The sequence below is a fragment of the Caproiciproducens sp. NJN-50 genome, assembly GCF_004103755.1.
GTDB lineage: Bacteria > Bacillota > Clostridia > Oscillospirales > Acutalibacteraceae > Caproicibacter.
The window spans coordinates 1133664-1159677 of record NZ_CP035283.1; the positions used below are offsets into that span (position 1 = coordinate 1133664).

At 53.3% G+C, this 26014-nt stretch carries 24 protein-coding genes and 1 tRNA gene; 15 read left to right on the forward strand and 10 right to left on the reverse strand.

The window, feature by feature from the left end; translation table 11 throughout:
• Nucleotides 1-152 precede the first annotated feature (152 nt).
• Together EQM14_RS05400 and EQM14_RS05405 are read left to right on the forward strand one after the other, a co-directional pair.
• Nucleotides 153-1469 (forward strand): putative DNA modification/repair radical SAM protein, encoded by a 1317-nt coding sequence (locus tag EQM14_RS05400; protein ID WP_128741994.1) that lies wholly within the window; start codon nt 153-155, stop codon nt 1467-1469.
• Nucleotides 1454-2278 (forward strand): TIGR03915 family putative DNA repair protein, encoded by an 825-nt coding sequence (locus EQM14_RS05405; RefSeq protein ID WP_128741995.1) that lies wholly within the window; start codon nt 1454-1456, stop codon nt 2276-2278. The genes EQM14_RS05400 and EQM14_RS05405 overlap by 16 nt, the downstream gene beginning before the upstream one ends.
• On the opposite strand, the gene plsY is transcribed toward EQM14_RS05405, so the two are convergent.
• The gene (plsY, locus tag EQM14_RS05410; RefSeq protein ID WP_128741996.1) at nt 2262-2954 is read right to left on the reverse strand and encodes a glycerol-3-phosphate 1-O-acyltransferase PlsY; all 693 of its coding nucleotides are present in this window, start codon (nt 2952-2954) and stop codon (nt 2262-2264) included. The two genes, EQM14_RS05405 and plsY, sit on opposite strands and share 17 nt — an antisense overlap.
• Nucleotides 2955-3278: 324 nt before the next feature.
• Between plsY and EQM14_RS05415 the strand changes: the two genes are divergently transcribed.
• Nucleotides 3279-3695, forward strand: a complete 417-nt coding sequence (locus EQM14_RS05415) for a secondary thiamine-phosphate synthase enzyme YjbQ (RefSeq protein ID WP_128741997.1) — start codon at nt 3279-3281, stop codon at nt 3693-3695.
• On the opposite strand, the gene EQM14_RS05420 is transcribed toward EQM14_RS05415, so the two are convergent.
• Nucleotides 3682-4617 carry a DUF1848 domain-containing protein gene (locus EQM14_RS05420; RefSeq protein ID WP_128741998.1) on the reverse strand — a complete coding sequence of 312 codons (936 nt, stop codon included), beginning with the start codon at nt 4615-4617 and terminating at the stop codon, nt 3682-3684. The two genes, EQM14_RS05415 and EQM14_RS05420, sit on opposite strands and share 14 nt — an antisense overlap.
• A 282-nt stretch (nt 4618-4899) precedes the next feature.
• Here EQM14_RS05420 and EQM14_RS05425 point away from each other — a divergent pair, with 282 nt between their 5' ends.
• The 6 genes from EQM14_RS05425 (at nt 4900) to EQM14_RS05450 (ending at nt 9246) form a co-directional block, all read left to right on the forward strand.
• Entirely contained in the window at nt 4900-5112 is a 213-nt protein-coding gene (locus EQM14_RS05425) for a FeoA family protein (protein WP_128741999.1), read from the forward strand.
• A gap of 21 nt (nt 5113-5133) precedes the next feature.
• Nucleotides 5134-5355, forward strand: coding sequence for a FeoA family protein (locus EQM14_RS05430; RefSeq protein ID WP_128742000.1), 222 nt, complete (start codon nt 5134-5136; stop codon nt 5353-5355).
• Nucleotides 5356-5411: 56 nt separating this feature from the next.
• The gene (gene feoB, locus EQM14_RS05435) at nt 5412-7544 is read left to right on the forward strand and encodes a ferrous iron transport protein B (RefSeq protein ID WP_128742001.1); all 2133 of its coding nucleotides are present in this window, start codon (nt 5412-5414) and stop codon (nt 7542-7544) included.
• 40 nt (nt 7545-7584) lie between these two features.
• The gene (locus tag EQM14_RS05440) at nt 7585-7767 is read left to right on the forward strand and encodes a FeoB-associated Cys-rich membrane protein (protein WP_128742002.1); all 183 of its coding nucleotides are present in this window, start codon (nt 7585-7587) and stop codon (nt 7765-7767) included.
• A gap of 49 nt (nt 7768-7816) precedes the next feature.
• Nucleotides 7817-8227, forward strand: a complete 411-nt coding sequence (locus EQM14_RS05445; protein WP_128742003.1) for a metal-dependent transcriptional regulator — start codon at nt 7817-7819, stop codon at nt 8225-8227.
• Between the two features lie 89 nt (nt 8228-8316).
• The gene (locus EQM14_RS05450) at nt 8317-9246 is read left to right on the forward strand and encodes a LysR family transcriptional regulator (protein WP_128742004.1); all 930 of its coding nucleotides are present in this window, start codon (nt 8317-8319) and stop codon (nt 9244-9246) included.
• A gap of 145 nt (nt 9247-9391) precedes the next feature.
• Here the strand turns inward: EQM14_RS05450 and EQM14_RS05455 are convergent, their stop codons facing one another.
• Nucleotides 9392-10288 carry a LysR family transcriptional regulator gene (locus tag EQM14_RS05455; protein ID WP_128742005.1) on the reverse strand — a complete coding sequence of 299 codons (897 nt, stop codon included), beginning with the start codon at nt 10286-10288 and terminating at the stop codon, nt 9392-9394.
• 372 nt (nt 10289-10660) lie between these two features.
• Here EQM14_RS05455 and EQM14_RS05460 point away from each other — a divergent pair, with 372 nt between their 5' ends.
• Entirely contained in the window at nt 10661-12202 is a 1542-nt protein-coding gene (locus EQM14_RS05460) for an L-lactate permease (protein ID WP_128742006.1), read from the forward strand.
• 75 nt (nt 12203-12277) lie between these two features.
• On the opposite strand, the gene EQM14_RS05465 is transcribed toward EQM14_RS05460, so the two are convergent.
• Nucleotides 12278-13951, reverse strand: a complete 1674-nt coding sequence (locus tag EQM14_RS05465; protein ID WP_128742007.1) for an L-lactate permease — start codon at nt 13949-13951, stop codon at nt 12278-12280.
• 1920 nt (nt 13952-15871) lie between these two features.
• On the opposite strand from EQM14_RS05465, the gene EQM14_RS05470 reads away from it, so the two are divergent.
• On the forward strand, nt 15872-16408 hold the full coding sequence (locus EQM14_RS05470; protein WP_128742008.1) for a chromate transporter: 537 nt from the start codon (nt 15872-15874) through the stop codon (nt 16406-16408).
• On the forward strand, nt 16405-16974 hold the full coding sequence (locus EQM14_RS05475) for a chromate transporter (RefSeq protein ID WP_128742009.1): 570 nt from the start codon (nt 16405-16407) through the stop codon (nt 16972-16974). Before EQM14_RS05470 ends, EQM14_RS05475 begins: the two co-directional genes overlap by 4 nt.
• 91 nt (nt 16975-17065) lie before the next feature.
• Here EQM14_RS05475 and EQM14_RS05480 read toward each other — a convergent pair whose 3' ends face one another.
• The gene (locus EQM14_RS05480) at nt 17066-18223 is read right to left on the reverse strand and encodes an NAD(P)-dependent malic enzyme (RefSeq protein ID WP_128742010.1); all 1158 of its coding nucleotides are present in this window, start codon (nt 18221-18223) and stop codon (nt 17066-17068) included.
• Nucleotides 18224-18237: 14 nt separating this feature from the next.
• On the reverse strand, nt 18238-19602 hold the full coding sequence (gene fumC, locus EQM14_RS05485) for a class II fumarate hydratase (protein ID WP_128742011.1): 1365 nt from the start codon (nt 19600-19602) through the stop codon (nt 18238-18240).
• A gap of 483 nt (nt 19603-20085) precedes the next feature.
• On the opposite strand from fumC, the gene EQM14_RS05490 reads away from it, so the two are divergent.
• The 3 genes from EQM14_RS05490 to EQM14_RS05500 all read left to right on the forward strand — a co-directional run bounded on the left by EQM14_RS05490 (nt 20086) and on the right by EQM14_RS05500 (nt 21276).
• Complete coding sequence (locus tag EQM14_RS05490; protein ID WP_128742012.1) at nt 20086-20475, forward strand: NusG domain II-containing protein; 390 nt, start codon at nt 20086-20088, stop codon at nt 20473-20475.
• A 57-nt stretch (nt 20476-20532) separates the two neighbouring features.
• A complete protein-coding gene (locus tag EQM14_RS05495) occupies nt 20533-21042 on the forward strand; it encodes a Gx transporter family protein (protein WP_128742013.1) in 510 nt (169 codons plus the stop codon).
• A gap of 147 nt (nt 21043-21189) precedes the next feature.
• Nucleotides 21190-21276, forward strand: a tRNA-Ser gene (locus tag EQM14_RS05500).
• 343 nt (nt 21277-21619) lie between these two features.
• Here EQM14_RS05500 and EQM14_RS05505 read toward each other — a convergent pair.
• The 4 genes from EQM14_RS05505 to asnS all read right to left on the reverse strand — a co-directional run bounded on the left by EQM14_RS05505 (nt 21620) and on the right by asnS (nt 25928).
• Nucleotides 21620-22459 carry a hypothetical protein gene (locus EQM14_RS05505; protein ID WP_128742014.1) on the reverse strand — a complete coding sequence of 280 codons (840 nt, stop codon included), beginning with the start codon at nt 22457-22459 and terminating at the stop codon, nt 21620-21622.
• 227 nt (nt 22460-22686) lie between these two features.
• The gene (locus tag EQM14_RS05510) at nt 22687-23964 is read right to left on the reverse strand and encodes an aminotransferase class I/II-fold pyridoxal phosphate-dependent enzyme (protein WP_442861489.1); all 1278 of its coding nucleotides are present in this window, start codon (nt 23962-23964) and stop codon (nt 22687-22689) included.
• Between the two features lie 141 nt (nt 23965-24105).
• Nucleotides 24106-24498: a bacteriohemerythrin gene (locus tag EQM14_RS05515; RefSeq protein ID WP_128742015.1), complete on the reverse strand. Its 393-nt coding sequence runs from the start codon at nt 24496-24498 to the stop codon at nt 24106-24108.
• 35 nt (nt 24499-24533) lie between these two features.
• Nucleotides 24534-25928, reverse strand: coding sequence for an asparagine--tRNA ligase (gene asnS / locus EQM14_RS05520; protein ID WP_128742016.1), 1395 nt, complete (start codon nt 25926-25928; stop codon nt 24534-24536).
• Nucleotides 25929-26014: the final 86 nt, after the last annotated feature.

The following is a 26014-nucleotide window of genomic DNA, read 5'->3' on the forward strand; positions in this document are numbered from 1 at the left end:
AAACAAAGGCGTTTCAGAAGATTTGTTTCTGGAGTGCCTTTATTTCTTTCTGAAATCGGTACGTGAATCCGCACCGATTTTTTATTTTCCCCTTTACAAGAACGTATGTTCTGTGATATGATGGAGGAAAAGAGCACGCGGGAGGAAACGGCATGGACCTGTTCGATAAACTGAAAATACTGACCGACGCAGCGAAATACGACGTGGCCTGTACTTCAAGCGGTGTGGACCGGGCCGCCGGACGCGGGGGGATCGGGAGCGCGGAAGCCTGCGGGATCTGCCACACCTTTGCGGCGGACGGGCGCTGCGTGTCCTTGCTGAAGGTCCTCATGACCAACAAGTGCGTCTACGACTGCCGGTACTGCGTCAATCGGCGCTCCCATGAAACGCCGCGAACCGAGTTTTCTCCCCGGGAGCTGGCCGACCTGACGATCGGCTTTTACCGGCGCAATTATATCGAAGGGTTGTTTTTGAGTTCCGGCGTGCTGAGAAATCCGGATTACACCTGTGAGCGGATGATTGAAACACTGCGGATCCTGAGAGAGGATTATCGCTTCTGCGGATATATCCATGCGAAAGCGATTCCCGGGGCGGACCGGTCGCTGATCGAGCGGCTCGGACTGCTCGCGGACCGGATGAGCGTCAATATTGAGCTTCCGTCGCATCAGAGCCTGTCGCTGCTGGCGCCGGACAAGAGCAAGGTTTCCATTCTGGGGCCGATGGGCGGGATTCGGGACGGCATCCGGCAGAACAGGACGGAACTGGTGCGGTACCGGCACGCTCCGAAATTCGCGCCGGCGGGGCAGAGCACGCAGATGATTGTCGGTGCGACTCCCGACACCGATTACCGCATTCTGAATCTGGCGCAGGGGCTTTACAGGAACTACGGCCTGAAACGCGTTTTTTACTCCGCCTATCTTCCGGTTGTGGAAAACAGCCTGTTGCCCGCCGTTGGGACAAAGCCCCCGCTTCTGCGGGAACACCGCCTGTATCAGGCGGACTGGCTCCTCCGCTATTACGGCTTTTCCGCGGATGAGCTTCTCGACCCGCAGCATCAGACGTTCAACCCCTATGTGGACCCGAAATGCAATTGGGCCCTCAATCATATGGAGGCGTTCCCGGTGGAGGTCAACCGCGCGCCGAGGGAACTGCTGCTCCGCGTTCCCGGGATCGGCGTGACGGGCGCGAAACGGATTTTGACAGCCAGACGGACCGCTTCCCTGAGGCCGGAGGACCTGAAAAAGCTGGGCGTTGTGTTGAAAAGGGCGCAGTATTTCATCACCTGTAACGGAAGATCCGTGCCCGGCCTGAGGCTGACGCGGGATTCGATCCTTCGGGCGCTTCTGTCCGCGCGCGAGCTGGATCTCTACAGCCGCGACCTGCCCTGGGAGGACGCGCCGCAGCAGCTGTCGTTTTTCGGCGGGCCCGGACCGGAGCGGGAGGAGGTGAGGAAATGGCTCGCGACGTGATCTACCGCTACGACGGCAGCTTTGAGGGACTCCTGTGCTGCGTGTTTGAGAGCTATGACCGCAGGGAAATCCCGGCGGCCGTTCTTTCTCCCGACGACGTCCAGACGACGCTGATTCCGGAGCGGGAAATCGTCGCCGACGCCGCGAAAGCCGCGCGGGTCGCCGCGTCCATCCCGAGGAAAATCGGGGCGGGGGCTCCCGGTTTTGTCCGGCGCGCTTTTCTGACCTGCCTGCCGGGGAAGGAACGTGAAATCCTGCTCTTTCTGCGCCTTGGATATCGGTATGGTCCGCAGGTGATGAATCTGCTGACAAATGAAACGGTCCACACGCTGAGCCGTGCGGTTGAATTTCTGGACCGCGAATCGCATCTGCTGAAGGGCTTTATCCGGTTTTCGGAGTTTAACGGCGCACTCGCGGCCGAAATCGAGCCGAAAAATTTTGTTCTTCCACTGCTTGCGCCGCATTTCCGCGCAAGATTTCCGGAGGAACGGTTCCTGATTTTTGACCGCGCGCACGGAGCGGCGCTGGTCTGTCAGCCTCATCGGGCGGCGATCCTTCCGGTCGAAGGTCTGGAACTGCCGGACCCGGATGAGCGGGAGAGGGAAACGCGGGCCCTGTGGCGGCTCTATTACCGGACTGTGGAGGTCGAGGGGAGGCACAATCCGGTCTGCCGCAGGAGCCACATGCCAAAACGCTACTGGAACTGCATGACGGAGTTTTGCGATTCTGAACCGACGGGGTCAAAAAATCCCACCCCGAAGGACAAAGGGCGGGAGAAAGGCGGTTTGCCGTTCATCTGTGGATTTTAAGCTTCTTTTCCGTTCCGTTTCTCAGCCTTTTGATGTTTTCCCGATGCTTCCAAATCAGCAGGGAAGAAATCAAAAAAGCAAAAATCGTCGTGATCCAGACATAGGACTGAGGCACGGCCGCCCAAGCGATGTAATCCTGAAAGTAGAGAAACAGGAAGTTGGAAATCGGAAAGGAAACGGCTGCCAGAATGGAACCGAGGGATACGATTTGAGAAATCGCGAATACCAGGATGAAAATGCTGATGGCGACGGTGAAAAGCCGCCAGTCCAGCAGCAGCAGCATTGCCGCGGAGGAAAGGACGCCCTTTCCGCCCCGGAAACCAAAGTAAACGGGATAAATATGGCCGATCATGCAGAAAAGGCCGGCGAGATAAGCTCCGTACTGGGCAAAATAAGGAGGCATCCCGGAAAGGGCTCCGATGTGCAGAAAAATCAGCCGGCCGGCGCAGACGGAAGCGGCACCCTTGCCAAAGTCGAAAATCAGCGTCAGAATTCCGGCCTTGACCCCGACGGAGCGCAGCACATTGGTCAGGCCCGCGTTTCCGCTGCCGAGCGTTCGGATGTCTGTGTTATTGTAAAGCCTTCTCGTGAAAATGATGGAAAAGCTGATGCTTCCAAGAAGATAGGACAACACCGCGACAATCAGAGCGGACGCGGCGATCGAAAGGTCCGGCATAATGAAATTCTCCTCCCGTTTGAAAGGCCTCCCACGCAACACGGACGCGGCGTCCGCGGCAATTTCTGCCGGGCAGAAAGCCATGCAATTATCATAGCACCGACACCGTTTATTTTCAAGGAAATGATTCGATTCGTTGGTGTGAGGGACCTCTTACGGGCCCTGTGTCCCTTCCCGCCCTGTTTTGGCGGAAGGTTCCCTTCGGATCGCCCCGTTTTTTCCTCTTGCGGACGGGCAGGGTGAGAAGTACAATTAAAAAAGTTCGAACAATTTATAGAAACCGAAATCATCCATCGTTATGGAGCTTAGAATGGAGAATTCAAAATGAAATCATTCCGGAAAGAACTTTTTTTCCATCTCCCCACCCGGAGGGGGATCGTCAACATCACCCCGCAGGTGGAAAACGCCCTGAAGGAGAGCGGTATTCGGGAAGGCCTTGTGCTGGTCAATGCGATGAACATTACCGCGAGCGTATTTATCAATGACGACGAAAGCGGGCTCCACCAGGATTTTGAGGACTGGCTGGAAAAGCTTGCGCCGGAAAAGCCGTACAGCCGCTACCGCCACAACGGTTATGAGGACAATGCGGACGCGCATCTGAAGCGCACGATTATGGGTCGGGAAGCGGTTGTGGCGGTCACGGACGGGAAACTGGATTTTGGCACCTGGGAACAGATTTTCTATTTTGAATTTGACGGCAAAAGAGATAAACACGCCCTGGTGAAGATCATAGGAGAGTGAGCTGTTCTTTTTTCAGCGAGGCGGTTTTTCGGTTGGTTACCCGGTCCGATTCAAGCAGAGGGCCCGTCAGCAGAGGGGAGAGCGGGTCGTGATTTTCAACGCGTTTCCGCACCGCTTCGTCCCCGGCGCAGGCGTAGCAGTAAAGACAGCCGTGGCGGCAGGTGTCGTAGGCGCCGATGTCGATGCTCTGGATGCAGCCGCACCCGGGGCGCTGATTCCGGTCCTTTGCCCCTTGAATCGGGCAGCAGGCCAAACGTTCGATCCGGTTTTGGTCGATGCAGCGGGCGCGCCCGATTCCATACCGGGAAAGATCAATTGCTTCACAACAGGTTTTCAGTGCAATACCATGCCGGAGCGCCGTCTCGGCAAATCCCGAAGCGACCTCTTCCATTTTTTCAGGCGTGATTTCACGTGTCAGCTCGGAGGCACGGCCGCCGTTTTTTCTGTACCGGTCCACAAAACTGAAAATGCATTCTTCCGTCGAATCCCCGATTTGTTCACAGAGTCGGCGAAATGCCCTGCGGTGCCATTCAGGCGTCAGCTCGCCGGTCAGGATGACGGGATCATACCGCCAGACGATGCGCTCCCGGCCGATTTCCCGGCTGAGCCTGCGAAAAGCTTTTAGCAAAAGGTTTTTCTCGGGCAGGAACCGCTCTATTTTTCCGTTATAGGGATTCAGCGTCAACTGAAAGTAGAATTCATAACCCATTCTGCGGATTGCATCCAGTTTGTCCATCATAGGCGCGGGGTTTTTGGTCCAGAACACGATGCAGTCGACCGTATCCGGTGAGAGCGCGATGCGCGACACCTGCCTGAGGTTGATTGGGTTGCGGACCAAAGCATAGCCTTCCACCAGCCGGCGAAAGAGCCAGTCGGAGTAGAAAGCGGGAAGATCGGTTCTTCTGCTTGCGGATAAAATCATGGCTTCCTCCCGGTGAAAAAATGGTATGGCGAATGTCTGTCTTGCTCGGGTTTATGAAAACAATAAATGAATTTGCAGATTTTGATCATTCATTTTTTAAATGTTTCATCCGTGTTACTTTAGGTTAGCATAAATCGACCACTTTGGCAAGAAAGTCTGTAGAAACGCTTGACAGGCATGGTTAGCGGTGGTAAACTAAAATCAGGAAAGAGGTTAGCGAGACCTAACCTCTTGTAAAAAGGGCAAGAGTTAACCGATGCTAACTTAAAGGAGGAAAAGGATATGATGCCTCTGACGATGGCGAGAGCCGGGGATACGGTGACGATCCGGAAGATCAACGGAAAGGACGAGACACGGCAGCATCTGGCCGCGATGGGTTTTGTGGAATGCGGCCTGGTGACGGTGGTCAGCGAGCTGGCGGGGAATCTCATCCTTCAGGTGAAGGAAAGCCGCATCGCGCTGGACAGAAGCATGGCGAACCGGATCATGATTTGAAAGAGGAGAGCGATCAATGCTATGAAAACACTGAAAGAAGTAAAACCGGGAGAAACCGTTGCAGTCAAGACGCTTACCGCGACCGGCCCCCTGCGGCGGCGTATCATGGATATGGGCATCACGAAGGGGACGGCGATCTCGGTCCGCAAGGTGGCGCCGCTGGGGGACCCGATCGAAATCACGGTCCGCGGATATGAGCTGTCCATCCGGAAGAATGAGGCAGAGCATATCGAAGTAGCGTAAATTTTTCTGCGGGGAAGTTAGCAGAGGCTAATTAATTGAAGGAGGGTTTTTCACAGATGGGGATAAAAATAGCGCTTGCCGGCAACCCGAACTGCGGCAAAACGACCATGTTCAACGGCCTGACGGGAAGCAGCCAATATGTCGGGAACTGGCCGGGGGTCACGGTCGAAAAGAAGGAGGGAAAGCTGAAAGGGAATAAGGATGTGGTCATCACCGACCTGCCGGGGATCTATTCTCTTTCGCCCTACACGCTCGAGGAAGTCGTCAGCCGCAACTATCTGATCAATGAAAGGCCGGACGCCATCATCGATCTGGTCGACGCGACGAATCTGGAACGCAACCTGTACCTGACGACGCAGATTCTTGAGCTTGGGATCCCCGTTGTGATTGCCCTGAACATGATGGACGTGGTCAAGAAATCCAAAGACCGGATCGACACGGAGAAGCTTGGCGCGGCGCTGGGATGCGAAATTGTCGAAACCTCCGCTCTGAAAGGGACCGGCTTGCGGGAGGTCACCGAAAAGGCGATCCGCCTTGCGCGGGAGAAGAAAGAATTTCATTTCCAGTGCGAATTCAGCGCGAAGATCGAAGACGCGCTGAAAAAGCTCTCCGAGCTTTTTGAGGGGACTCTTGAGGCCCCGCGCGCGAGGTGGTATGAGGTCAAGCTGTTCGAGCGGGATGAAAAGGTGCTCGCGGAGCTCTCCATGACGAAGGAAAAACGCGGGCGGCTGGAAAAAGTCGTAAGCGAGGCGGAAAAGGAGCTGGATGACGACAGCGAGACGATCATCACCAATGCGCGTTACGAATACATCTCCAGGCTGACGGCGAACTGCCTGCACAAAAAGCAGAGAGCCCTTTCGACCTCCGACCGGATCGACCGGGTCGTGACCAACCGGTTTCTGGCGCTCCCGATTTTCGCCGCCGTCATGATCCTGATGTACTATATCTCGATCACGACGATCGGCGGCATGGCGACCGACTGGGTCAACGACACGCTGTTCGGGGACTGGATCCCGAACGCGGTGACGTCGGGCTTGCAGGCGATCGGCGCGGCGGACTGGCTGCAGGGGCTGGTCATCGACGGCATCATCGGCGGCGTGGGGACCGTGCTGGGCTTCGTGCCGCAGATGCTGCTGATTTTCTTCTTTCTTTCCGTTCTGGAGGATTCGGGGTACATGGCGCGGGTCGCGTTCATCATGGACCGTATTTTCCGCCGGTTCGGGCTTTCGGGAAAATCCTTCATCCCGATGCTGATCGGGACGGGCTGCGGCGTGCCGGCGATCATGGCCGCCCGGACGATCGAGAATGAAAAGGACCGCCGCATGACCATCTTGCTTTCCACCTTCATCCCGTGCACGGCGAAGACCGTCATCATCGGCATGATCGTCTCGACGTTTTTCCCGCGCTCGGTGCTGATCGCGCCGGCCATGTATTTTCTCGGCATCGCCATCATTGTGCTCTCGGGCATCGCGCTGAAAAAGACGAGCTATTTCGGAGGGGACCCGGCTCCGTTCGTCATGGAGCTTCCCGCCTACCATATCCCGTCGTTCAAGGGCGTGCTCATTCACATGTGGGAACGTTCCCGCGCCTTCATCATTAAGGCGGGCACCATTATTTTCACCGCCTGTGTGATCATTTGGTTCCTTTCCAATTTCAGCTGGAGCATGCGGATGGTCGATATTGAGCAGAGCATTCTGGCCAACATCGGCAACGCGATCGCGTGGTTCTTCGCGCCGCTCGGCTTCGGCAGCTGGAAAGGCGCGGTGGCGACGATCAGCGCGGAGATGGCGAAGGAACAGGCGATCAGCACGCTGGCGGTCCTGAACGGGGTCGCGGACGCGGAAAACGACGCGCTGGTTTCGCAGGGGATCGCTTCCATGTTCACAACGATGGGCGCGTTCTCGTTCATGCTCCTCAATATTTTCGATCCTCCCTGCATTGTCGCGATGTCGACGACCATGCGTGAGATGGGCAGTAAAAAATGGGGCTGGATCGCCATCGGCTATCAGGCGCTGGTCGGCTATCTTCTCGCTTTCGTCAGCTACCAGCTTGGAAGCCTGTTCTTCGGCGCATCGTTTGGATTCGGCCAGATTGTCGCCGTTCTCGTCGCGGCAGCGGTGATTTACCTGATCGCCCGTCCGGCCCGCAAGGACAGCACGCAATACCTGGAGACCAAGGTGCATGCATAAGCGGATTGGAAGCAGTCATTTGTAGAAGGAGGCGGATTTTATGAGTCTCGGTACGATTTTAGTAACGGCAGTCATCGCCGTGCTGCTTGGGCTGGCAGTTCGTTATCTTGCGAGGAACGGCGCCTGCTCTGCGTGCAGTGACGCGAAAAGCTGCCGCGGGAACTCCTGCGGCGGGGAGTGCGGCGGCTGTCCGCACTGCGGAGCAGAAAGCCGTTCAAAATAAAAGCTGGGCACAGACTCCGTCTGTGCCCAATACTTAAGGAGAATCCGAAGTGGAGCTGTCGAGCACACATCTGCGGTATCTGTATACCATTTATGAAATTTCACTGGCGGCTTCAGATGTCAGGTCCGCCAGCGTTGCCGAACGGATGCAGGTAACCCGCCCCTCCGTCGCCAGAATGCTCGGTGTCCTGATTCAAAAAAAACTGGTGACAAAAGAACTGTATGGAAAAATTCATCTGACGGACAGCGGCCTTTTCATTGCCGGGAACTTTTACAGGAAGGTGCAATTCCTAAAAAGCCGTATCCCGCTGATGAGCCTTTCTTTGACGGAAGAGGAAGCATTTGAAGCGGCCTGTGCGATGGCATTCGTATTTTTGGACAAGGAGTTGGGAATAGGACCGCGCTTGCGGGGGGAAACCTTTCCTGACCCTCGGACGCCGATCAATCCGCCGCAAACCTGAAATCAGCCGTTGGAAGCTCTGGCTCCGGCTCTTTGCTATTTTTTTGAAATCATTGTATAATCATGGCATGGGTTTGGAGGCGGATGGATATGACTCTTCAACAGTTGAAATATGTCATAAAAGCTGTGGAGTACGGTTCTATTACGGAGGCGGCCAAACAGCTTTATATTACACAGCCCAGCCTCTCGAATGCGGTGAGAGAGCTTGAAAGTGAGCTTGGCTTTGAAATATTCAGCCGTTCGGCAAAAGGGATCGCTCTCACGATTGACGGCGCGGAATTTTTGTCTTATGCCCGGCAGGTTGTGGAACAAACGGAGCTTCTTGAACAGCGGTACATGGGGAAAAAACCTTCCCGCCAGCTATGTTCTGTATCAACGCAGCATTACGCGTTTTCAGTGAATGCCTTTGTGGAACTTGTTAAAGAGAGCAATGCGGATGAATATGAGTTCATCCTCCGCGAGACCCGAACTTATGATATTATCCAGGATGTTATCAACATGCGGAGCGAGATCGGGATTTTGTATCTCAGCGATTTCAATGAAAAGGTGATCTCCAAACTGCTGAAGGAAAATCGGCTTGAATTTCACCTCCTGTTCGAGGCGGCTCCCCATGTGTTTGTCAGCGCGTCAAATCCTTTGTCGGCAAGAAAGTTTGTTACTTTAGAGGACCTGGAAGATCTGCCCTGCCTCTCTTTTGAACAGGGGGAGTACAATTCCTTTTATTTTTCAGAGGAGATTTTAAGCACGATTTATCATAAGAAAAGGATCCACGTCAGCGACCGCGCGACGCTTTTCAATCTGTTGATCGGGCTCAACGGCTACACGATCTGCACGGGGGTTCTCAGCTCCGATCTGAATGGGGAGAATATCGTGTCCGTTCCGCTTGTAACAGCTTCTGAAGAAAAAATGAAAATCGGCTGGATTGTAAACTCAAAAGCGGTTTTAAGCAGTGCGGCGGAAAGTTATATCTTCCATTTAAAAAAGCTGATACGGGACTATGGATTTGAAATTCTGGAATAGCGGACGCCCGTTTCGGAATTTGACCGGAACGAGCGCTTTTAGATTGGTATAACATTGGCCCGGCAGACAAAACAAAGACGGCTTTCCCGAAGATCCGGTGAAAGCCGTCTTTGTTTTTAAAAAATTCTCATGCATCGTTACAATTTTACAAGTCCGTGGAAGAGCCGGCTCCATGAAGAGAATCATGCGCATGTTTGAGAAAGAAATCGATGAAATATTTACTGGCAATGGGAAGAATGTTCCGGTTCTTCATGACAAAACCGACTTTTCTGGTAATGGGCGGAACGGTGGGAAGGCTGACGATGTTGAAGTTCATCTTCTTGAGTGCCAGATCGGGCAGGATGCTGACGCCCACATTGGCTTCCACCATGGAGCAAACGGAAAAGTTGTCATGCATCCGCAGCTTCACATGCGGTTCCAGACCCAGTTTGTGGAAAGCCTCCAGCGGCTCGCTCAGACAGCCCATTTCCAGCAGAATAAACGGTTCCTTTGCAAGCTGCTCCAGCGTAACCTCCTTTTGAGCGGCCAGAGGGTGACTGGGGTGAACAATGGCTTTATGGCCGCCGGTGGTTATGGAAATGGTCTCTAGGTCGCTGACGGCGTCCGGATTGATAAAGCCGAAATCGATTTCCCCCGCATGCACCCACTGCGGAATCGTTGTATAGTCGCCCTGATGGAGCAGAAAACGCACATTGGGATAGAGAGTCAGAAATTGTTTGATGACGGCAGGCAGCCACTGGCTGGAATAGCTGGAAAACGTACCCATCCGAATAAGGCCGCTCTCCAGGCCTTTCATTTCTTTTGTCTTTTCTATCATAGCACAGTAATGATTCACCGCGCTTTGAATGTAGGGGTATAGTTCCTTTCCCTCCGGGGTCAGCTTGACACCGGATCGGGAGCGGTGCAGCAGCTGGAGGGAAAGCTCCGATTCCAGGGACTGAATCATTTGGCTGACTGCGGACTGTGTATACCCCAGATCGTTGGCGGCGCTGGTAAAGCTTCCGGTTTCCACAATTTTCATCAGCGCCAGATATCGTTCCATCGTTTTCCCACCCTCTCGAATAAGCATTTCTAATTCAAATATAAGAAAGATTCGTTTTAATTATTCTTAGGATTAGTATATACTTGTAATGAAAATAAATCAAGGCAATTCGTTCCTTCAGCAGCGGGGGAGAGGAGGGAAGCAGATATCCGGCACACGAAAGGAAAGAGTACCGATCGTGCCCGGCATTCCCGCGATGAATCCATATTTATTTCTTTCCATCTGGTTTAACTGTTACTGGTTAAACAGTGCCGGGTGAGGCGCAGCGCCGATTTTCCGGACCGCGGCCGGAAAATCTTTCGCTCTGTATGCCGCAAAAGCATACTTTGTCCCAGTCCGGCACTGTTTAAATCAATAAAAAGGGGAGAGAGTATGACATTCGATTTTCTGATTGCGCTTATTACCCTTGTCTGGCTTATCATAGGCTTTATCGTTCTGAAGTTACCCGGCCATATCTGTTGTCCCATCGGTCTTGCAATTTCCGCAATCCTCGCAATGGCTTGTTGGCATACGTCCCTGCTGAATACCTTTACCGCCGCGCTGGAAGGCGTGGCTATGGCCGTTTGGCCCATTGGCATTATTGTCATTGCGGCTATCTTTGTATATAACCTGTCTGTCAGGACAGGGGGCATGGAAGTCATAAAAACGACTCTGTCCTCTATTTCCGCCGACCGGCGCATCCAGGTCCTTATCGTTGCCTGGGGCTTCGGCGGCTTTCTGGAGGGCGTGGCCGGCTTCGGTACTTCCGTAGCGATCCCAGCCGCCATTCTGGTCGGATTGGGCTTCCATCCGATTGAATCCTGCCTGATCTGCCTGATCTCCAACGCGCCCGTGGCAGTGTTCGGCTGTATTGGAATCCCGGTGCTCACTGCCGCCTCCCTCACAAACGCCCCCGCTACCCAGCTTGCCGCTTACATCGCTCTGCAGCTTGCGGTGCTGACCGTTGTCTGCCCCCTCTTTATGGTGCGGGTATCCGGCAAAATCAAGGGCGTGCTTCTCATCACGCTTGTATCCGGCATCGCCTTTGCCATTCCTTCTTACATCATCGGTGCCTCCGTGGGCCCGGAACTGCCTACATTGTTTGGTGCCGTCTGCTCCTTGATCGTCACTGTTCTGATGGCCAAGTTTATGTATAAGGATACCAATCCAGAGTATTTCCTTGACGGAGTTTCAGATGCCCGGGCCAAGATGAAGGAACTTTCCAGGAAAAAGATATTTCGGGCCTGGTTCCCTTTCCTGCTGATTTTCCTGCTTCTGATTGTCACTTCTAATCTGTTTCCGCCCATTAATAAGGCAATTGCTGCCATCAAAACGCCCGTACATATTTACACCGGTCAGGCAGACAGCTTATACACCTTTACTTGGATCGGCACCCCCGGAGTCATCATCATTATCGCGGGCATCATCGGCGGATTTGTCCAAGGTGCAAAGCTTTCCGATATTGGGAGCGTGTTTGTTGCTTCCATTAAACAGATGTACAAAGCCGTTATCACCATCGTATCGATTATCGCCATTGCCAAGGTCATGGGCTACAGCGGTATGATCAGCGCGATCGCACTGGGATTGGTTGCCATCACCGGCCCCATGTACCCGTTCTTCGCACCCATCATCGGGGGAATCGGCACTTTTATTACGGGCAGTGTTACCTCCGCGTGCGTTCTGTTCAGCAGCCTTCAGGCCCAGACCGGCTCTGCCCTTGGCATCAGCCAAAGCTGGCTCATCGCGGCAAACGGAGCAGGTGCCACCGTGGGCAAGATTATTTCCCCTCAGTCCATTGCCATGGCTGCCGCAGCTACCGGCTGTGTCGGAGAGGATGCCACCATTATCCGCAAGGCCATTGTATATTGCATTATATTTTTGCTTTTCCTTTCCGTAGTCAGCTATGCCGGCGTCTACCTGTTTCACATTGTCTGAAGAAAAGAGAAAAGCCTGGCTTTCCGCTTCAGCGGAAAGCCAGGCTCCCTGAAAATTCATTTCCGTCCTGCGGGGTTATTTTGCCGCAGCGAGCGGATAAGGATTGAATCCGGAGGCAATCATGGCACCGACAATGATAACGACGATGGCGCAGTAAATCAGGCAGGGCCAGATATTGGTGCGGATGATTCTTCCTTCGTTGCCGTTGGTTCCGGTGGTGGCGCAGGCAGCGACCACGTTATTCACGCAGATCATGTTGCCGATGGCGCCGCCCATGTTCTGCAGGGCCACAATCAGCACTTCGGGCATCAGCAGAATGGAGGCCGTCTCAAACTGCAGACCAGCAAACAGGGTGTTGGAAACGGTATTGGAACCGGACATGAACGCACCGAGAACGCCGATCAGAGGAGAAACAACCACAAACGCTTTGCCGGCGATGTCCGCAAGACCCTTCGCCATGAGGAAGAGCATGGAATCCAAACCGCTTGCGTTGACGTTGGAATAGCGGAACACATAGACCATCGCTACGCCGAAGAAGAGGGCGATCGCCGCGCCTTTGCACTGGGTGAAGGATTCAGACCAGGCTTTCTTGACCTCGTCGCCCTTCATGCCGTGGAGAGCAATGGTGAGCAGTGCCACGATAATAAAGGGGGCGATGCCCGGGTTGTATAAATATTTGAAATCCCAGTTGAGGTCTTTGACGCCGAGGATGTTCTTGATGGAAAGAATAAATGGCGCGTTGTTCAGGACGGCCTTCAGGCCGATTGCGGGGATGCGGGTGAGCACCAGCCAGAGGGCGATGATAAGGTAAGGGGTCCAGGCTTTGAGCAGCGGCATGTCGCTGACTTTCGTCTCAGGAATCTCGACGGTGGAGAGCCAGCTCTTATCCCATTCGCTCTGGTCGGCGAACCTCCAGACTTTTTTCGGCTGCAGGAAGCCCTTTCTGGTGATGGCCAGAATTGTAAACAGGGTGATGATAGCAGCCACGAGGGAAGTCAGCTCCGGGCCGATAAAGGTGGCAATGATCACATAGATGATACAGAACTCAGCCCCGGTGAAGAGGCAGAACGGGAGAACCGGCAAAGCTTCCTTGAAGGATTTGTTCTTGCCAAACAGCTTTACCAGAATACACACGCCGATGAAGATGATGAACATACCGCCGATGGCGTGAGGAATCGCGGTCCATTTGGAAAGAGCCATCTTCCAGGCCTCCGGGTCCCCGCCCCTTGAAGCGACAACGTCTTTCACACAGCTGAAAGCAGTGTTTGTCGGGGTTCCAACAGCGCCGTAGCTGACAGGCGTGCTGTTATAGATCAGGGCCGTAATGGCGGCCGCCAGCGGGGGGAAGCCGACGCTGATCAGCAGCGGGCCGGCCAGGGCGGCCGGGGTGCCGAATCCGGCGGCGCCCTCGATGAACGCGCCGAAGACGAAGCCGATGATGACGGCCTGAACGCGGGCGTCGGGAGTCAGCCCGTTGAACATGCGGTTGATGGCCGACATGGCTCCGGAGTGCTTCAGGGTGTTCATGATCAGAATGGCGCCGAAGATGATGAACAGGACTTCAAGAGCGCTCAGGAAGCCGGCAACCGTATAGGCGGCGACACCCTGAAAGCTCATCTTCCAGATGGCCAGGGCAAAGATGCAGGCCAGAATCCACGCGAGAGGAAGCGCGCGCTTTGCGGGCCAGTTCATTGCCACCATGAGAATAATCACTACCACGATAGGAATACACGCTATCAGTGCATACATAGACATTCTCCTCCCAATACTTTTTTCATTTTTATCAGTGCGAACCTTGATTCACGATGACCGCAATGCCGCTGGGATGACCGTTTTGGACGCGACGATGCCCTTGTCCCTTGCGATTCTTCGCCATTGCAATTGTTTGGGAAGCGCGTATTTCATCTTTCTGTTTTCCGCAGTCCGCTTTTTTCAGAGTGCGCAATCAGACGGCACATCAGATTTCAAGATGTGCGCCGGATTCCAAGAACCAGCCCCCTGAATGGGTTTGTCCCCGAGCGTACGCGTAAAACTCGCTGAAAAGCGCCTTGGACACTTTCGCAGCCTTTTTGAATGATGGTTGCTAGAGAATGAATTATAATGTATCAGAGAAAAAAGAAGGTCGTCTCAGCCGGTCCATTTCAGTGTTCTACCTCGTGAATCTGACGTGCCAGAATTTCCACGGCATTCCCATCGCCGTCATGTTTTTGACACGCTGATGCGGGTCTCAACCGAACGGTACGCCGATATAAAAACACAATGAATATCAGTGCGAACCGGTTCAGCCATGCAGAACCCAACATAAAGTTGCAGCCGGCGCGGTGCGCGGTCTTAAAAATTGCATTCGTTAAGACGGCCACCGACATTTGGTTTTCATTAATGAATCGCATTCGCTATGTAAGCGGCGCAGACGATATGCAAGGAAACACTTGCGCCCGTCCAGGAATTCTGCCTCAGACCCTAAGCATCGTTGGCGGTGTGTTCCGGCTTGGGCACAGATCTGAATATGGTCGACTGTAATAGCCGCGTTTTTGCCGTCAGCCAGTTTATAATCGTCCTGCCGAGGGGATCAGCTGCCGCGTATTGCGCTGTTTTTCCCCTTTGGAACAATTTTCAGCCAGCCGGCGTGGTTAAAATGATGGAATCTCTGCCTCAACCTTTCACTGCCCTTTACCGTTTAAGGAAAATGCGCTAAATCTCCTTTCCAAGTGTGTATCAGGTAATAAACAGCAGAGATTTGCCATGAATGTTGCGGATGTTTCGTCCGGCATGATTCTTTCACTGCTTTTGCCGCCTGCCGGGCTGCTTCCGCCTCCGCGCATCACAACGGGGATGATGCGCCGTTGCACATCCTGTAACAGCGGACGATTCCTTGAAGAAAGGAATGTGTGACCATGAATTGAATCATTTTTACGTCTTGGGATTTATGATTCTCGTCCTCGGTGATGTTTTCTCTTTCTTGCACGGATCCGGGATTCACAGCATTTTTTGAGACCAGGTATGTCTTCAATTTTCTTACTTGGCATTCCACTCCCCCTCTTTTAGTGTAGGTATGAATTTCTCCCGTCCAGAAATCCAAATCTATTATATGGCGAAAGTGTCCAAAGGTCAAACAATTTTTTTCAAAACAATATGGATTTTTTATAAAAACTGGTTTTGTTTGTTTTTTATTAAACGGAAAGGTTACTTTATTCCGTGGTTTTTTCATCCCATACGGTTTTCTATCCGCCTGGGTCTGTTTTGAGATTCGCTTTTTTCAATAAGTAAATTATTATTTGCTGTGATTGTGAAAGATAATTTATCAAAAATTCAAAAACGGTAAAATATGACAAGGATCGGAGATCATAGGGCAGTCTCTCCCCTTGTATTTTTAAACTTTTTTCATGTATTAAGGCTTTTGAGTGAGGATATTTTTCGATATCCTCATTTTTTGTCCAATGCGGTTGCCTTTCGTCGCTGCGCGGTGAATTTAAGAATTCTCCCCCGATGATAATCTCTGGAAAAATTGCCAGACGTAGATATTGCCACACTTCTATGATATAATGATGAAAAATATGGAAAAAATACGATACCGCCATATTGTCATTAAAAAGAGACTGAAAAATGCCGGTTTCTCGGAGACTTGGGATGAAATTCCAGCAGTCTCATGTCATGGAAAGGATTTTGCCGATGACTGAATTTATTGACCTTTTCTTTACTTTTTCTAAAGTTGGAGCTCTCACGTTCGGAGGCGGATATGCGATGCTTCCAATCCTGCAGAGGGAAATTGTGGAGAATAAAAAGTGGGCTGAGGACAACGAGCTGGCGGACTACTACGCAATCGGGCAGTGCACGCCGGGGATTATTGCAATCAATACTGCTACCTTTATCGGCTACAAAAGGAAAGGGGTGGCCGGCGGTATTGTCGCAACGCTGGGGTTCGTTTTTCCGGCTCTGATCATTATTACAGTGATCGCGGCTTTTCTGCAGAATTTCGCGGATCTGCAGGTGGTGAATGATGCTTTTGCCGCCGTGCGTGTCTGCGTTTGTGTCCTGATCCTGAATGCTGTGATCAAGCTGGGCAAGAGCTCTATAAAGGATAAATTTACCTTCGGCATCTTTTTCTGCATTGCCCTGCTCGCCTTTTTTACAGACCTTTCGCCGGTTCTGTGGGTGGTGCTTGCCGCAGCGGCGGGTATTCTGATGAAAGGCGGAAGGCGCGCATGATTTACCTCAGATTATTTTTTGAATTCGCAAAGGTCGGCCTTTTTGCCATCGGAGGCGGCCTTGCGACGCTGCCGTTTCTGACGGATCTCGGCAACGCTACGGGGTGGTTTACCCAGGCTGACCTTGCCAACATGCTTGCAATTTCGGAATCCACCCCAGGAGCGATCGGCATCAACATGGCGACCTATGTGGGTTTCCGAGTCGCTTCGATTCCCGGGGCGGTTCTCGCAACGCTGGGATTGATCACGCCGTCTATCGTCATCATCATTATCATTGCGCGTATGTTAAAACGCTTTCAGCAGAATCATTACGTTCAGGATGCCTTTTACGGGCTGCGTCCGGCATCCACCGGTCTGATCGCCGCGGCTGGCATGGGTGTTGTCGTCATTGCCATTCTGACGGTGGATCGGTTTTCGCAGACCGGGAATCCGCTTTATCTGGTAAATTGGAGGGCTCTTGCACTTGCTGTCGCTCTGTTCTTTGCAATGAAGAAAATCAAATGGCATCCGGTGGTATTTATCGGCATTTCCGCCGTCATCGGGGTGCTGTTTCATTTCGGGAGCTGAGTGTTTCTTCCTTCCGATGAAAAGCCCTGCCGCAGATTATCCGCGACGGGGCTTTTGGATGATTCGGGCCCAAGCGGCAATTCATCTTTTTTTACCGCCGGGCTGACCACTCCCGCACGACGGCATCCGCAACGGCATCCGCGACGGTTTTGTCAAAGGCGGAAGGGATAATGTATTCCGGACCGAGCTTGTCCTCGGGGATCAGGCCCGCAATCGCCTTCGCGGCGCAGTGTTTCATGGACTCCGTGATTTCCGCCGCGCGGGCTTCCAGCGCGCCCTTGAAGATGCCGGGGAAAACGAGGACGTTGTTGATCTGATTCGGGAAGTCGGAACGGCCGGTGCCGATGACGAGGGCACCGCCCTTTTTGGCTTCGTCCGGCATGATCTCCGGCGTGGGGTTCGCCAGGGCGAAGACGATCGGTTTGTTCATGGTTGAAACCATCTCCGCCGTGACCAGATCGGGGCGGGAGACCCCGATGAAGACGTCCGCGCCGCGCAGAACGTCGGAAAGTGACCCGTGCTCTTTGCCGACGTTGCTTCTCAGGGAAATTCTCTCCTGCGCGGGGGTCAGTTCTCCGTCCCCTTTGCAGATGGCCCCGTGAAGGTCGCACAGAATGACATTGCCGAATCCCATGTCCAGCAGAAGGCTGCCGATCGCGATGCCGGCGGCACCGGCGCCGTTGATGACGATCTTTGCTTCACCCATTTTCTTGCCGGTCACCTTGAAGGCGTTGATCAGGGCGGCGGCGACGACAATGGCGGTGCCGTGCTGGTCGTCGTGGAAGACCGGAATATCGCAGAGCTGTTTCAGCCTTTTTTCCACCTCAAAGCACCGGGGAGCGGCGATATCCTCCAGATTGATCCCGCCGAAGCTCTTGGAGATCAGGTGAATGGTATCGACCAGCTTGTCCGTGTCCTGCGTGTCGACGCAGATCGGGAAGGCGTCCACGTCCCCGAACTCCTTGAACAGGGCGCATTTTCCCTCCATGACCGGCATCGCCGCGGCTGGGCCGATGTTTCCCAGCCCGAGCACCGCCGAGCCGTCCGTAACGACGGCGATCAGGTTTCCCCTGCGCGTCAGATCCCACGATCTGCCGTAGTCCTTCGCAATTTCCCGGCACGGCTCCGCCACTCCCGGCGTATAGGCGAGGGAGAGGTCCTCCCGCGTCCGGATCGGGCAGCGGGACATCACCTCGATCTTTCCATTCCATTTTTCGTGCGCTTTTAAGGATTCGTCGTATATGTTCATTGTTTTAATTCCTTTCAGGTCATATCTTCGGGATGAAAGACTTCGTCAAACTTTTCTGCGGTGATGAATCCCAGCGAGACGGCCGCTTCCTTTAGCGACAGATTTTCCTGGAATGCTTTCTTCACCGTTTTCGCCGCGTTGTCGTAGCCGATATAGGGGTTCAGCGCGGTCGCCAGCATGAGAGAATGAGTGAGATTGTACCTCATTTTTTCTTTGTTCGCAGCGATGCCGCAGACGCAGTTTTTGCGGAAGGAGCGGATGCAGTCGCCGAGCAGGCGCACCGACTGCAGAAAATTGTAGATGCACACCGGCATGAACACGTTGAGCTGGAAATTGCCCTGGGAGGCTGCCATGGCGACCGCCGCGTCGTTGGCCATGACCTGGACCGCGACCATCGTCACCGCCTCGCACTGCGTCGGGTTGACCTTGCCGGGCATGATGGAGCTTCCCGGCTCATTCGCGGGAATCGAGATTTCGCCGAGCCCGCAGCGGGGCCCGCTCGCCAGCCAGCGCACGTCATTGGCGATTTTCATCAGGTCGGCCGCGAGCGCCTTCAATGCCCCGTGAGCAAAGACGAGCTCGTCTTTGGCCGTCAGCGAGTGGAACTTGTTTTCCGCCGTGACGAATTCTTTTCCGGTCAGGCCGCTGACCTGCCGGGCAACCTCTTCGGCGAAGCCCTCGGGCGCGTTCAGGCCGGTCCCGACCGCCGTGCCGCCCAGGGCCAGCTCCTTCACCTGCGGGAGGGCGGCTTCGATCATCGAGAGAGATTTTTCCATCATGCCGCGCCATCCGCTGATTTCCTGCGAGAACCGGATCGGCGTCGCGTCCTGCAGGTGGGTTCTCCCCGTCGTGGCGACCCCCTCGTTTTCCCGCTCCAGCCGCCGGAATTCCGCGGTCAGCGCATGGATCTCCGGAATCAGCCGGTCCTCTATGGCGAGCGCCGCCGCGATGTGCATGGCGGTCGGGAAGGTGTCGTTGGAGCTCTGCGACATGTTTACATGGTCGTTGGGGTGAAGCAGCCTTTTGCCCGCCATTTGATTTCCGCAGTTTGCAATGACTTCGTTGACATTCATGTTCGACTGCGTGCCGCTGCCGGTCTGCCAGACGACCAGCGGGAATTCTTCGCTCAGCTCTCCCGCGGCGATCCGGTCGCAGACCCGGCAGATCAAATCGCACCGCTCGCCGTCCAGCTTGCCAAGCTGGCGGTTGGCAAGCGCCGCCGCTTTTTTCAGGATCCCGAACGCGCGGATGATCTCGTCCGGCATCCGCTCCGTCCCGATCCGGAAGTTCTGGAAGCTCCGCTGCGTCTGGGCTCCCCACAGACGGTCCGCGGGAACCTGTATTTCTCCCATCGAATCGTGTTCCGTCCTGTATTCCATAACCAAAGTCTCTCCTTTTCACATTGAACCCGGCGGCTGTCCGGCCTCTGGCAGTGCGTGCTCTAACGATGGCGCATCGTCCTGCTTCATTCAGCCGCCGGATTTTTCCTGCCGCTTTTTCCAAATGATCCGCTGCAGGGTCAAAAATTTTCGCAGACTGCTTCTATTCTACCATTTCACGGCAAAAAAGCCAGCGTTTCACGGACATTTATTGCGATATTTCCACCGGATTTCACGTCCGGCGCATATACATTCGCAATGCGCCCTTTCTTGAAAAGCGCATTGACCATCCTTGACTTTTGTTTTCACAAATCCTATAATAATTATCTGTTTGGTGAATATGGTATGGGCATTTCTTGACTGTTGTCATATATTTGCCGTACTCTTACCGGGAGCCTTTCAGGCCGACGATTGAGAATTCCTGTGTGGCGGCCTTTGAAAACGCATCGGGGAAGGGCTTTCTGTAATCTGTGTGGAGACATTATGAAGTTTATAAAAAAGACGGACTTTATCATTCTTTTGGTTCTATTGGTCGTCTGTTCGTCGGGATGGCTGTTTTACCAGAAAGAGTATGGCTCGAAGGCTGCGGTTGCCGAGATTTATTATGAATCGGAGCTGGTTGAAACCGTTGACCTGACAAAGGGGATTGACCGGAGATTTTCGATTCCACAAAACAAGCATGTGATATTCCACCAGTATGGCGACGGGAGCATTTGCTTTGAGGAATCCAACTGTCCGGATAAAATCTGCATTAAATCCGGCAGGCTGAAAACTGTCGGTCAGAGCGCAGCCTGCCTGCCGAACCGGATCGTGCTGAAGATCGTGGCGAGGGACGGCGGAAAGACGGATGGCCCGGATATGGTCATCGGTTAGGGTGTGGATATGCTGCATCAGGGAAAACGGCGGACCAGCCCCCGAAAAGATCGCTGGATGAGTTCTGTTGAAATCAGAAGAATGGTTATTACGGCACTGCTGTTCGCGGCGGCGCTGGTTTTGACCGTAGTCGAGTACCAGGTCCCGATTCCCATGCCGGCTCCCGGGATCAAGTTCGGACTTTCAAATATCGTTGTGATGTACTCTCTCTTTTTTCTGAAGAAAAAAGACGCTTTCACTTTGGCAATTTTGAAATCCCTGTTTGTTTTTTTGACCCGGGGAGCGGTTGCCGCGTTTTTAAGTTTGTGCGGCGGGGTTCTGTCCATTGCTGCGATGATTCTATGCATGCTGATTTTCAGGGAAAAGATTTCTTATCTGATGGTCAGCATTGTCGGGGCAGTTTTCCATAACACCGGACAGATTGCCGCGATATCCCTGTTATACACCAATCTTCTGCTCTGGACGTATTTCCCCGTTCTGCTTTTTTCGGCTGTAATCGCCGGATCGGCAACGTCCGCGCTTTTAAAAATCACGCTGCCCGCCCTGAAACATCTGGATTTGCAGTGAGAAAGGTGTTTTCGGCAAAGATACGGCGGATGTCTTTGGAGTCGGTGACAAAAATCCGAATTTTATATGGAAAAGGCTTGATTTTTCAGATAAGGTCCGATATAATAGTTAAGTCGGTCGGGAATGGATCCGTCCGATGCGCCAGTTGGAGAGGTATTCTAATTGGTAAGGAGCCACATTGGAAATGTGGTGCACCGCAAGGTGTTGCGTGTTCGAGTCACGTCCTCTCCGCCATCAAAAAAGGCACCCTCGCGAGAGGGTGCCTTTTTTGATGGCGGGACGCGGCCCAGTGCCGCACGGTCCAAGTTGCGACCTCTTCGCGGAAGAAGCTGAGGAATAATAAAATCCCGAAAGTCAGCAGTAATGCGGCTTCCGGGATTTTTATTTTATCGGGAATTCGTATTTGGGTTCTTATGCCCGCTTTCCGGCGCCGACGCGCCGGCAACCGGCAAAAATACGCGGGATATGGATTATTCCGGGCTGAAACGGTAATTGCGTGTTCAACGTACTGTCAGCCCTGCTGATGGTGAGCCGCTTTTCCCGGATACCCAGCCGGGGAGGGGCGGGTATTTTATTTTCAGCTTAGACTAATTTCTGCATTTTGGATTTTAATATACTGCCCGTTTTCCACCGAGATATATTTATCTCCTGAAAAATTATCGTTGGAAATTATGGATGTTAACAAATGAGAACTATCGCTTGAAACTTCAACATAAGCGGAGCTGTCAGTCGCATGGACTTTATATTCGCCCGCTTTCAGGTCTTTCCCAACTTTATACATTCCGGAAGATATTTTTCCCGCCGTTTGACTGATTGCCGGTGCATCATTGATCGCGTATATGTCTGCATATTGTACTGTAATGTATTCTCCATCGCTGACAGTTATAATACTCCGATTTTCAAAATTGTCATTTGCAACGATAGAGTCCAATGTTCCTGACGAATCCTTCGCAACTTGGAAATATCCAAAATCAATAGATTTACTATTTGAAATCATAACATATTCACCGGCAGGAATGTCGGATCCTACTTTGTACATCCCTTCTGGATATTTTTTTACAACAGTAATAACAAAATGTCGTGTTGCAGACTGCCCCGGCAGCGTTGTGTAAATTGCGGATGTAGTTCCAACATTGCCGATCGCTTTTACTTTGAAATAGTAAACATCGTTTCCGTTGGAATCTTTCGATTTAACTGTGTTCAGCGTTTGCAGGACGGTTCCGTCCCCGGCCACAATATTCGGGTTTGCGTGGGTGCCGTGAACGGTAAACTTCACCTGATAGGTTTCTCCCTGCGTGCGGGTAAAAGACGTTGTAGTATCACTTTCTACGTAGGGAGCAGAAGCGGCAAACACCGGAACCCCTGTAAAAGCGACTGCCAAAGTGATCGCTAATGACAGAATTCTCATTTTTCTCATTTTTCTTCCTCCATTTTGTTGACATATTGGCCTGATATGCTACAATGCTTTTGGAGGATTCCTACCGGGAATTTTCGCTTTTCCCGCTCTTTCCTACGGCGGGTAGGGGAGAGCGGCTTTTTATTCGCCATGCCCGCGCTATTGGAGTATGTGAAAAGCCCTGTTTGCCGCCCTATCCTGCCGCTATTCCATTCCGGCGGAATGATTCGGCTCCATGGGACAGGTTTTCAGGTTTTGAGCAGCTTTTCCGCCGCGGCCAACTGAACGCAGATGCAGAATAGATCGATCGCCTGTCTCAGCTCCTCAACGGGGGGAAAGGTGGGCGCGACGCGGATATTGCTGTCCCTTGGATCCCTGCCGTACGGATAGGTTGCCCCCGCGCCGGTCAGCTTTACTCCGGCCTCGGCGCAGAGCGCAACGACCCGCTTTGCGCAGCCTTCCAGAACGTCCACACTGATGAAATATCCGCCGTTTGGCTCCGTCCAGGACGCCACGCCTTTTCCTGCGAGCTCTGTTTCCAGCTTATTCAGCACCGTCTTGAACTTGGGCGCCAGCAGTGCGCGGTGGCGGGCCATATGGGCGCGGACCCCGTCAAGGTCTTTCAAAAACCGTGCGTGGCGGAGCTGGTTCAATTTATCCGCGCTGATCGTCTGGTAGGAATAGCGCTTTTTCAACGCTTCAAAATCGGAACTGCCGGCCGCCATGGCGGCAATGCCGGCGCCGGGATAAGTGATTTTGCTCGTGGAAGAGAAGAAGAACGCGAGGTTGGGATTTCCGCGCCGTTCGCATTCCTTCCAGAGATTCAGCAGGCTGTCTGGCGTTTCCGTCAGGTCGTGGACGCAGTAGGCGTTATCCCAGAAAATCCGGAAGTCCTTTGCCGCCGGCTTCAGCCCCGCGAAACGGCGCACGGTTTCGTCCGAAAAAGTGATGCCGGTCGGATTCTGGTACTTCGGCACGCACCAGATCCCTTTCACGGAAGGGTCCTGGACCAGTTTTTCCACGGCATCCATATCGGGGCCATCCGGCGTCATCGGAACGATGATAAGATCAAAGCCAAAGTATTCCGTTATCGCGAAGTGTCTGTCGTACCCGGGCGACGGACACAGGAATTTCACATTCTTCTGACGGCCCCAAGGCGCACAGCCGGAAAAACCGTGCGTCATTCCGCAGGCGACCGCATCAAACATCATGTTGAGGCTGGAATTCCCGCCGATGATGACATGATCCGCCGGCACTTCCATCAGATCGGCCATCAGACGGCGCATTTCGGTCAGGCCGAGCGGAACGCCGTAGTTTCGGCAGTCTTCCCCGCTTTCAGAGTACAATGCCGAGGAAGAACTGACAAGATCGAGCATTTCCGAGGACAATTCCAACTGGTCCCCGCTGGGTTTGCCGCGGGCCATATTCAGATTGAGCTTTTGTTCCTGAAAGCGTCGGTAGCGTTCCAACAGTTCCGCGTAAGTGTGTTCCAACTCCTGTTTCGGCATTGACAAAAAGTCCAAAATGCGCATCTCCTTCAATAAAATGCAGAATATCGATTCGAAACATCCTTTATTTTAGTATGTGACAGTAAATATTGCAAGTAAAATTATCGCTCCTGCATTTTGCCGGAGCGGTTTTTCCATCCGAACCGGAGTCTTTCTATATTATTGCTTTATGTATTGGGCCAGCTCAGAATCCACTTTTTGAATGTGGTTCAGCAGCCAGTCCATTAAAAAGTAGTTGGTTTTGGAGATCGTGGCGATATTGGCGCCGTTATTCTGCACATCGTTTTTCAGTTCCGCAATTTTGCCGGTAAAGAACTCATGCAGCTTTTTGTGCTCCGCCACCTTGGGATATGCGCTGGCACGCTGAAGCTTTTCTTCGTCGCTGAAATGCTTGATGGTATAGCTTTCAAGAAATTCAATCGTGCCGACCAGCTCATCCTTGCCGCGCCCCTGGCTGCAGGCGGCCAGAAGCCTGTCGATCCGGTCACAGAGCTCTTTGTGCTCGCTGTCGATCAGAGAAACGCCGATTTTCAGATTATCATTCCACATCATGGTGGCATACCTCCTAAAAAGTTGATCCGTTTTCCTTAAAATTCAGCCGAGCCCGTTGTGCGCGGGAACGGAATCACGTCGCGGATATTGGAAATGCCGGTCAGATACATAACGAGGCGCTCAAAGCCGAGGCCGTAGCCGGCATGCTTTGCGCCGCCGTAGCGCCGGAGGTCGAGGTACCAGCGATAGGCGTCTTCGTTCATGCCGGTTTCCTTCATCCGCTGCTCCAGAAGGTCCAGCCGCTCTTCGCGCTGGCTTCCGCCGATGATTTCGCCGATGCCGGGCACGAGAAGATCAACGGCAGCCACGGTTTTTCCGTCGTCGTTCCGGCGCATGTAGAACGCCTTGATTTCTTTTGGGTAATCCGTTACAAACAGCGGCTTTTGAAAGACCTGCTCGGTCAGGAAGCGCTCGTGCTCCGTCTGAAGGTCAGTCCCCCATTCCACAGGGTATTCAAAGCGGCTGTTTTCCTTTTTCAGGATTTCGACCGCATCGGTGTAGGTGACGCGCGCAAAATCGGAATTCGCCACGTGATTCAGCCGGTCGATCAGGCCCTTGTCGATGAACTGCCCGCAGAAGGCGAGATCATCGGGGCAGCGCTCCATGACGGAGCGGATCACATCGCGGATCATGTCCTGCGCCAGCTCCATGTCGTCGTCCAGGTCGGCGAAAGCAATCTCCGGCTCGATCATCCAGAATTCTGCCGCATGACGCTGCGTGTTGGACCGCTCCGCGCGGAACGTCGGGCCGAACGTGTAGACCTTGCCGAAGGCCATTGCCATGCATTCCGCCTCCAACTGGCCGGAGACCGTCAGGGACGTGTGACCGCCGAAAAAGTCCTGGGAAAAATCCACTTTTCCCGCTTCGCTCAACGGCAGACGGTCCAGGTCAAAGGACGTTACGGTGAACATTTCGCCGGCGCCTTCCGCGTCGCTGCCGGTGATCAGCGGCGTATTCACATACAGAAAGCCGCGCTCCTGAAAAAAGCGGTGGATCGCGTAAGCCGCCGCCGAGCGGATCCGGAACGCGGCGCTGAACGTGTTGGTGCGCGGGCGGAGATGGGCCACGGTGCGAAGGTACTCGAGGGAGTGCCTCTTTTTCTGAAGCGGATAGTCGGGGGTGGAAGCGCCCTCCACCCTCACTTCCGCCGCGTGGATTTCCAAGGGCTGTTTCGCCTGGGGAGTAAGTGCCACGGTTCCCGTTACGGAAATCGCGGTTCCTACGTTCAGCTTGGCGACGTCTTTGTAATTATTAACTTTTCCGTCTTCAAAGACGATTTGAATGCCTTTGAATCCGCTGCCGTCGTTCAGGTCGATAAATCCGAGAGTCTTGGAATCGCGGATCGTGCGGACCCAGCCCCGCACCGTTACGGATTTCCCTTTCAGCGTCTCCGCCTTTTGATATATTTCGGCAATATCTGTCTTGTTCAAATTTTCTGATCCTCCCTAAAACCGATAACTGTCCTTATTTTATATCAATATTTTCCAAACCGCAAGGCTAATAAGCGTGAAAAATT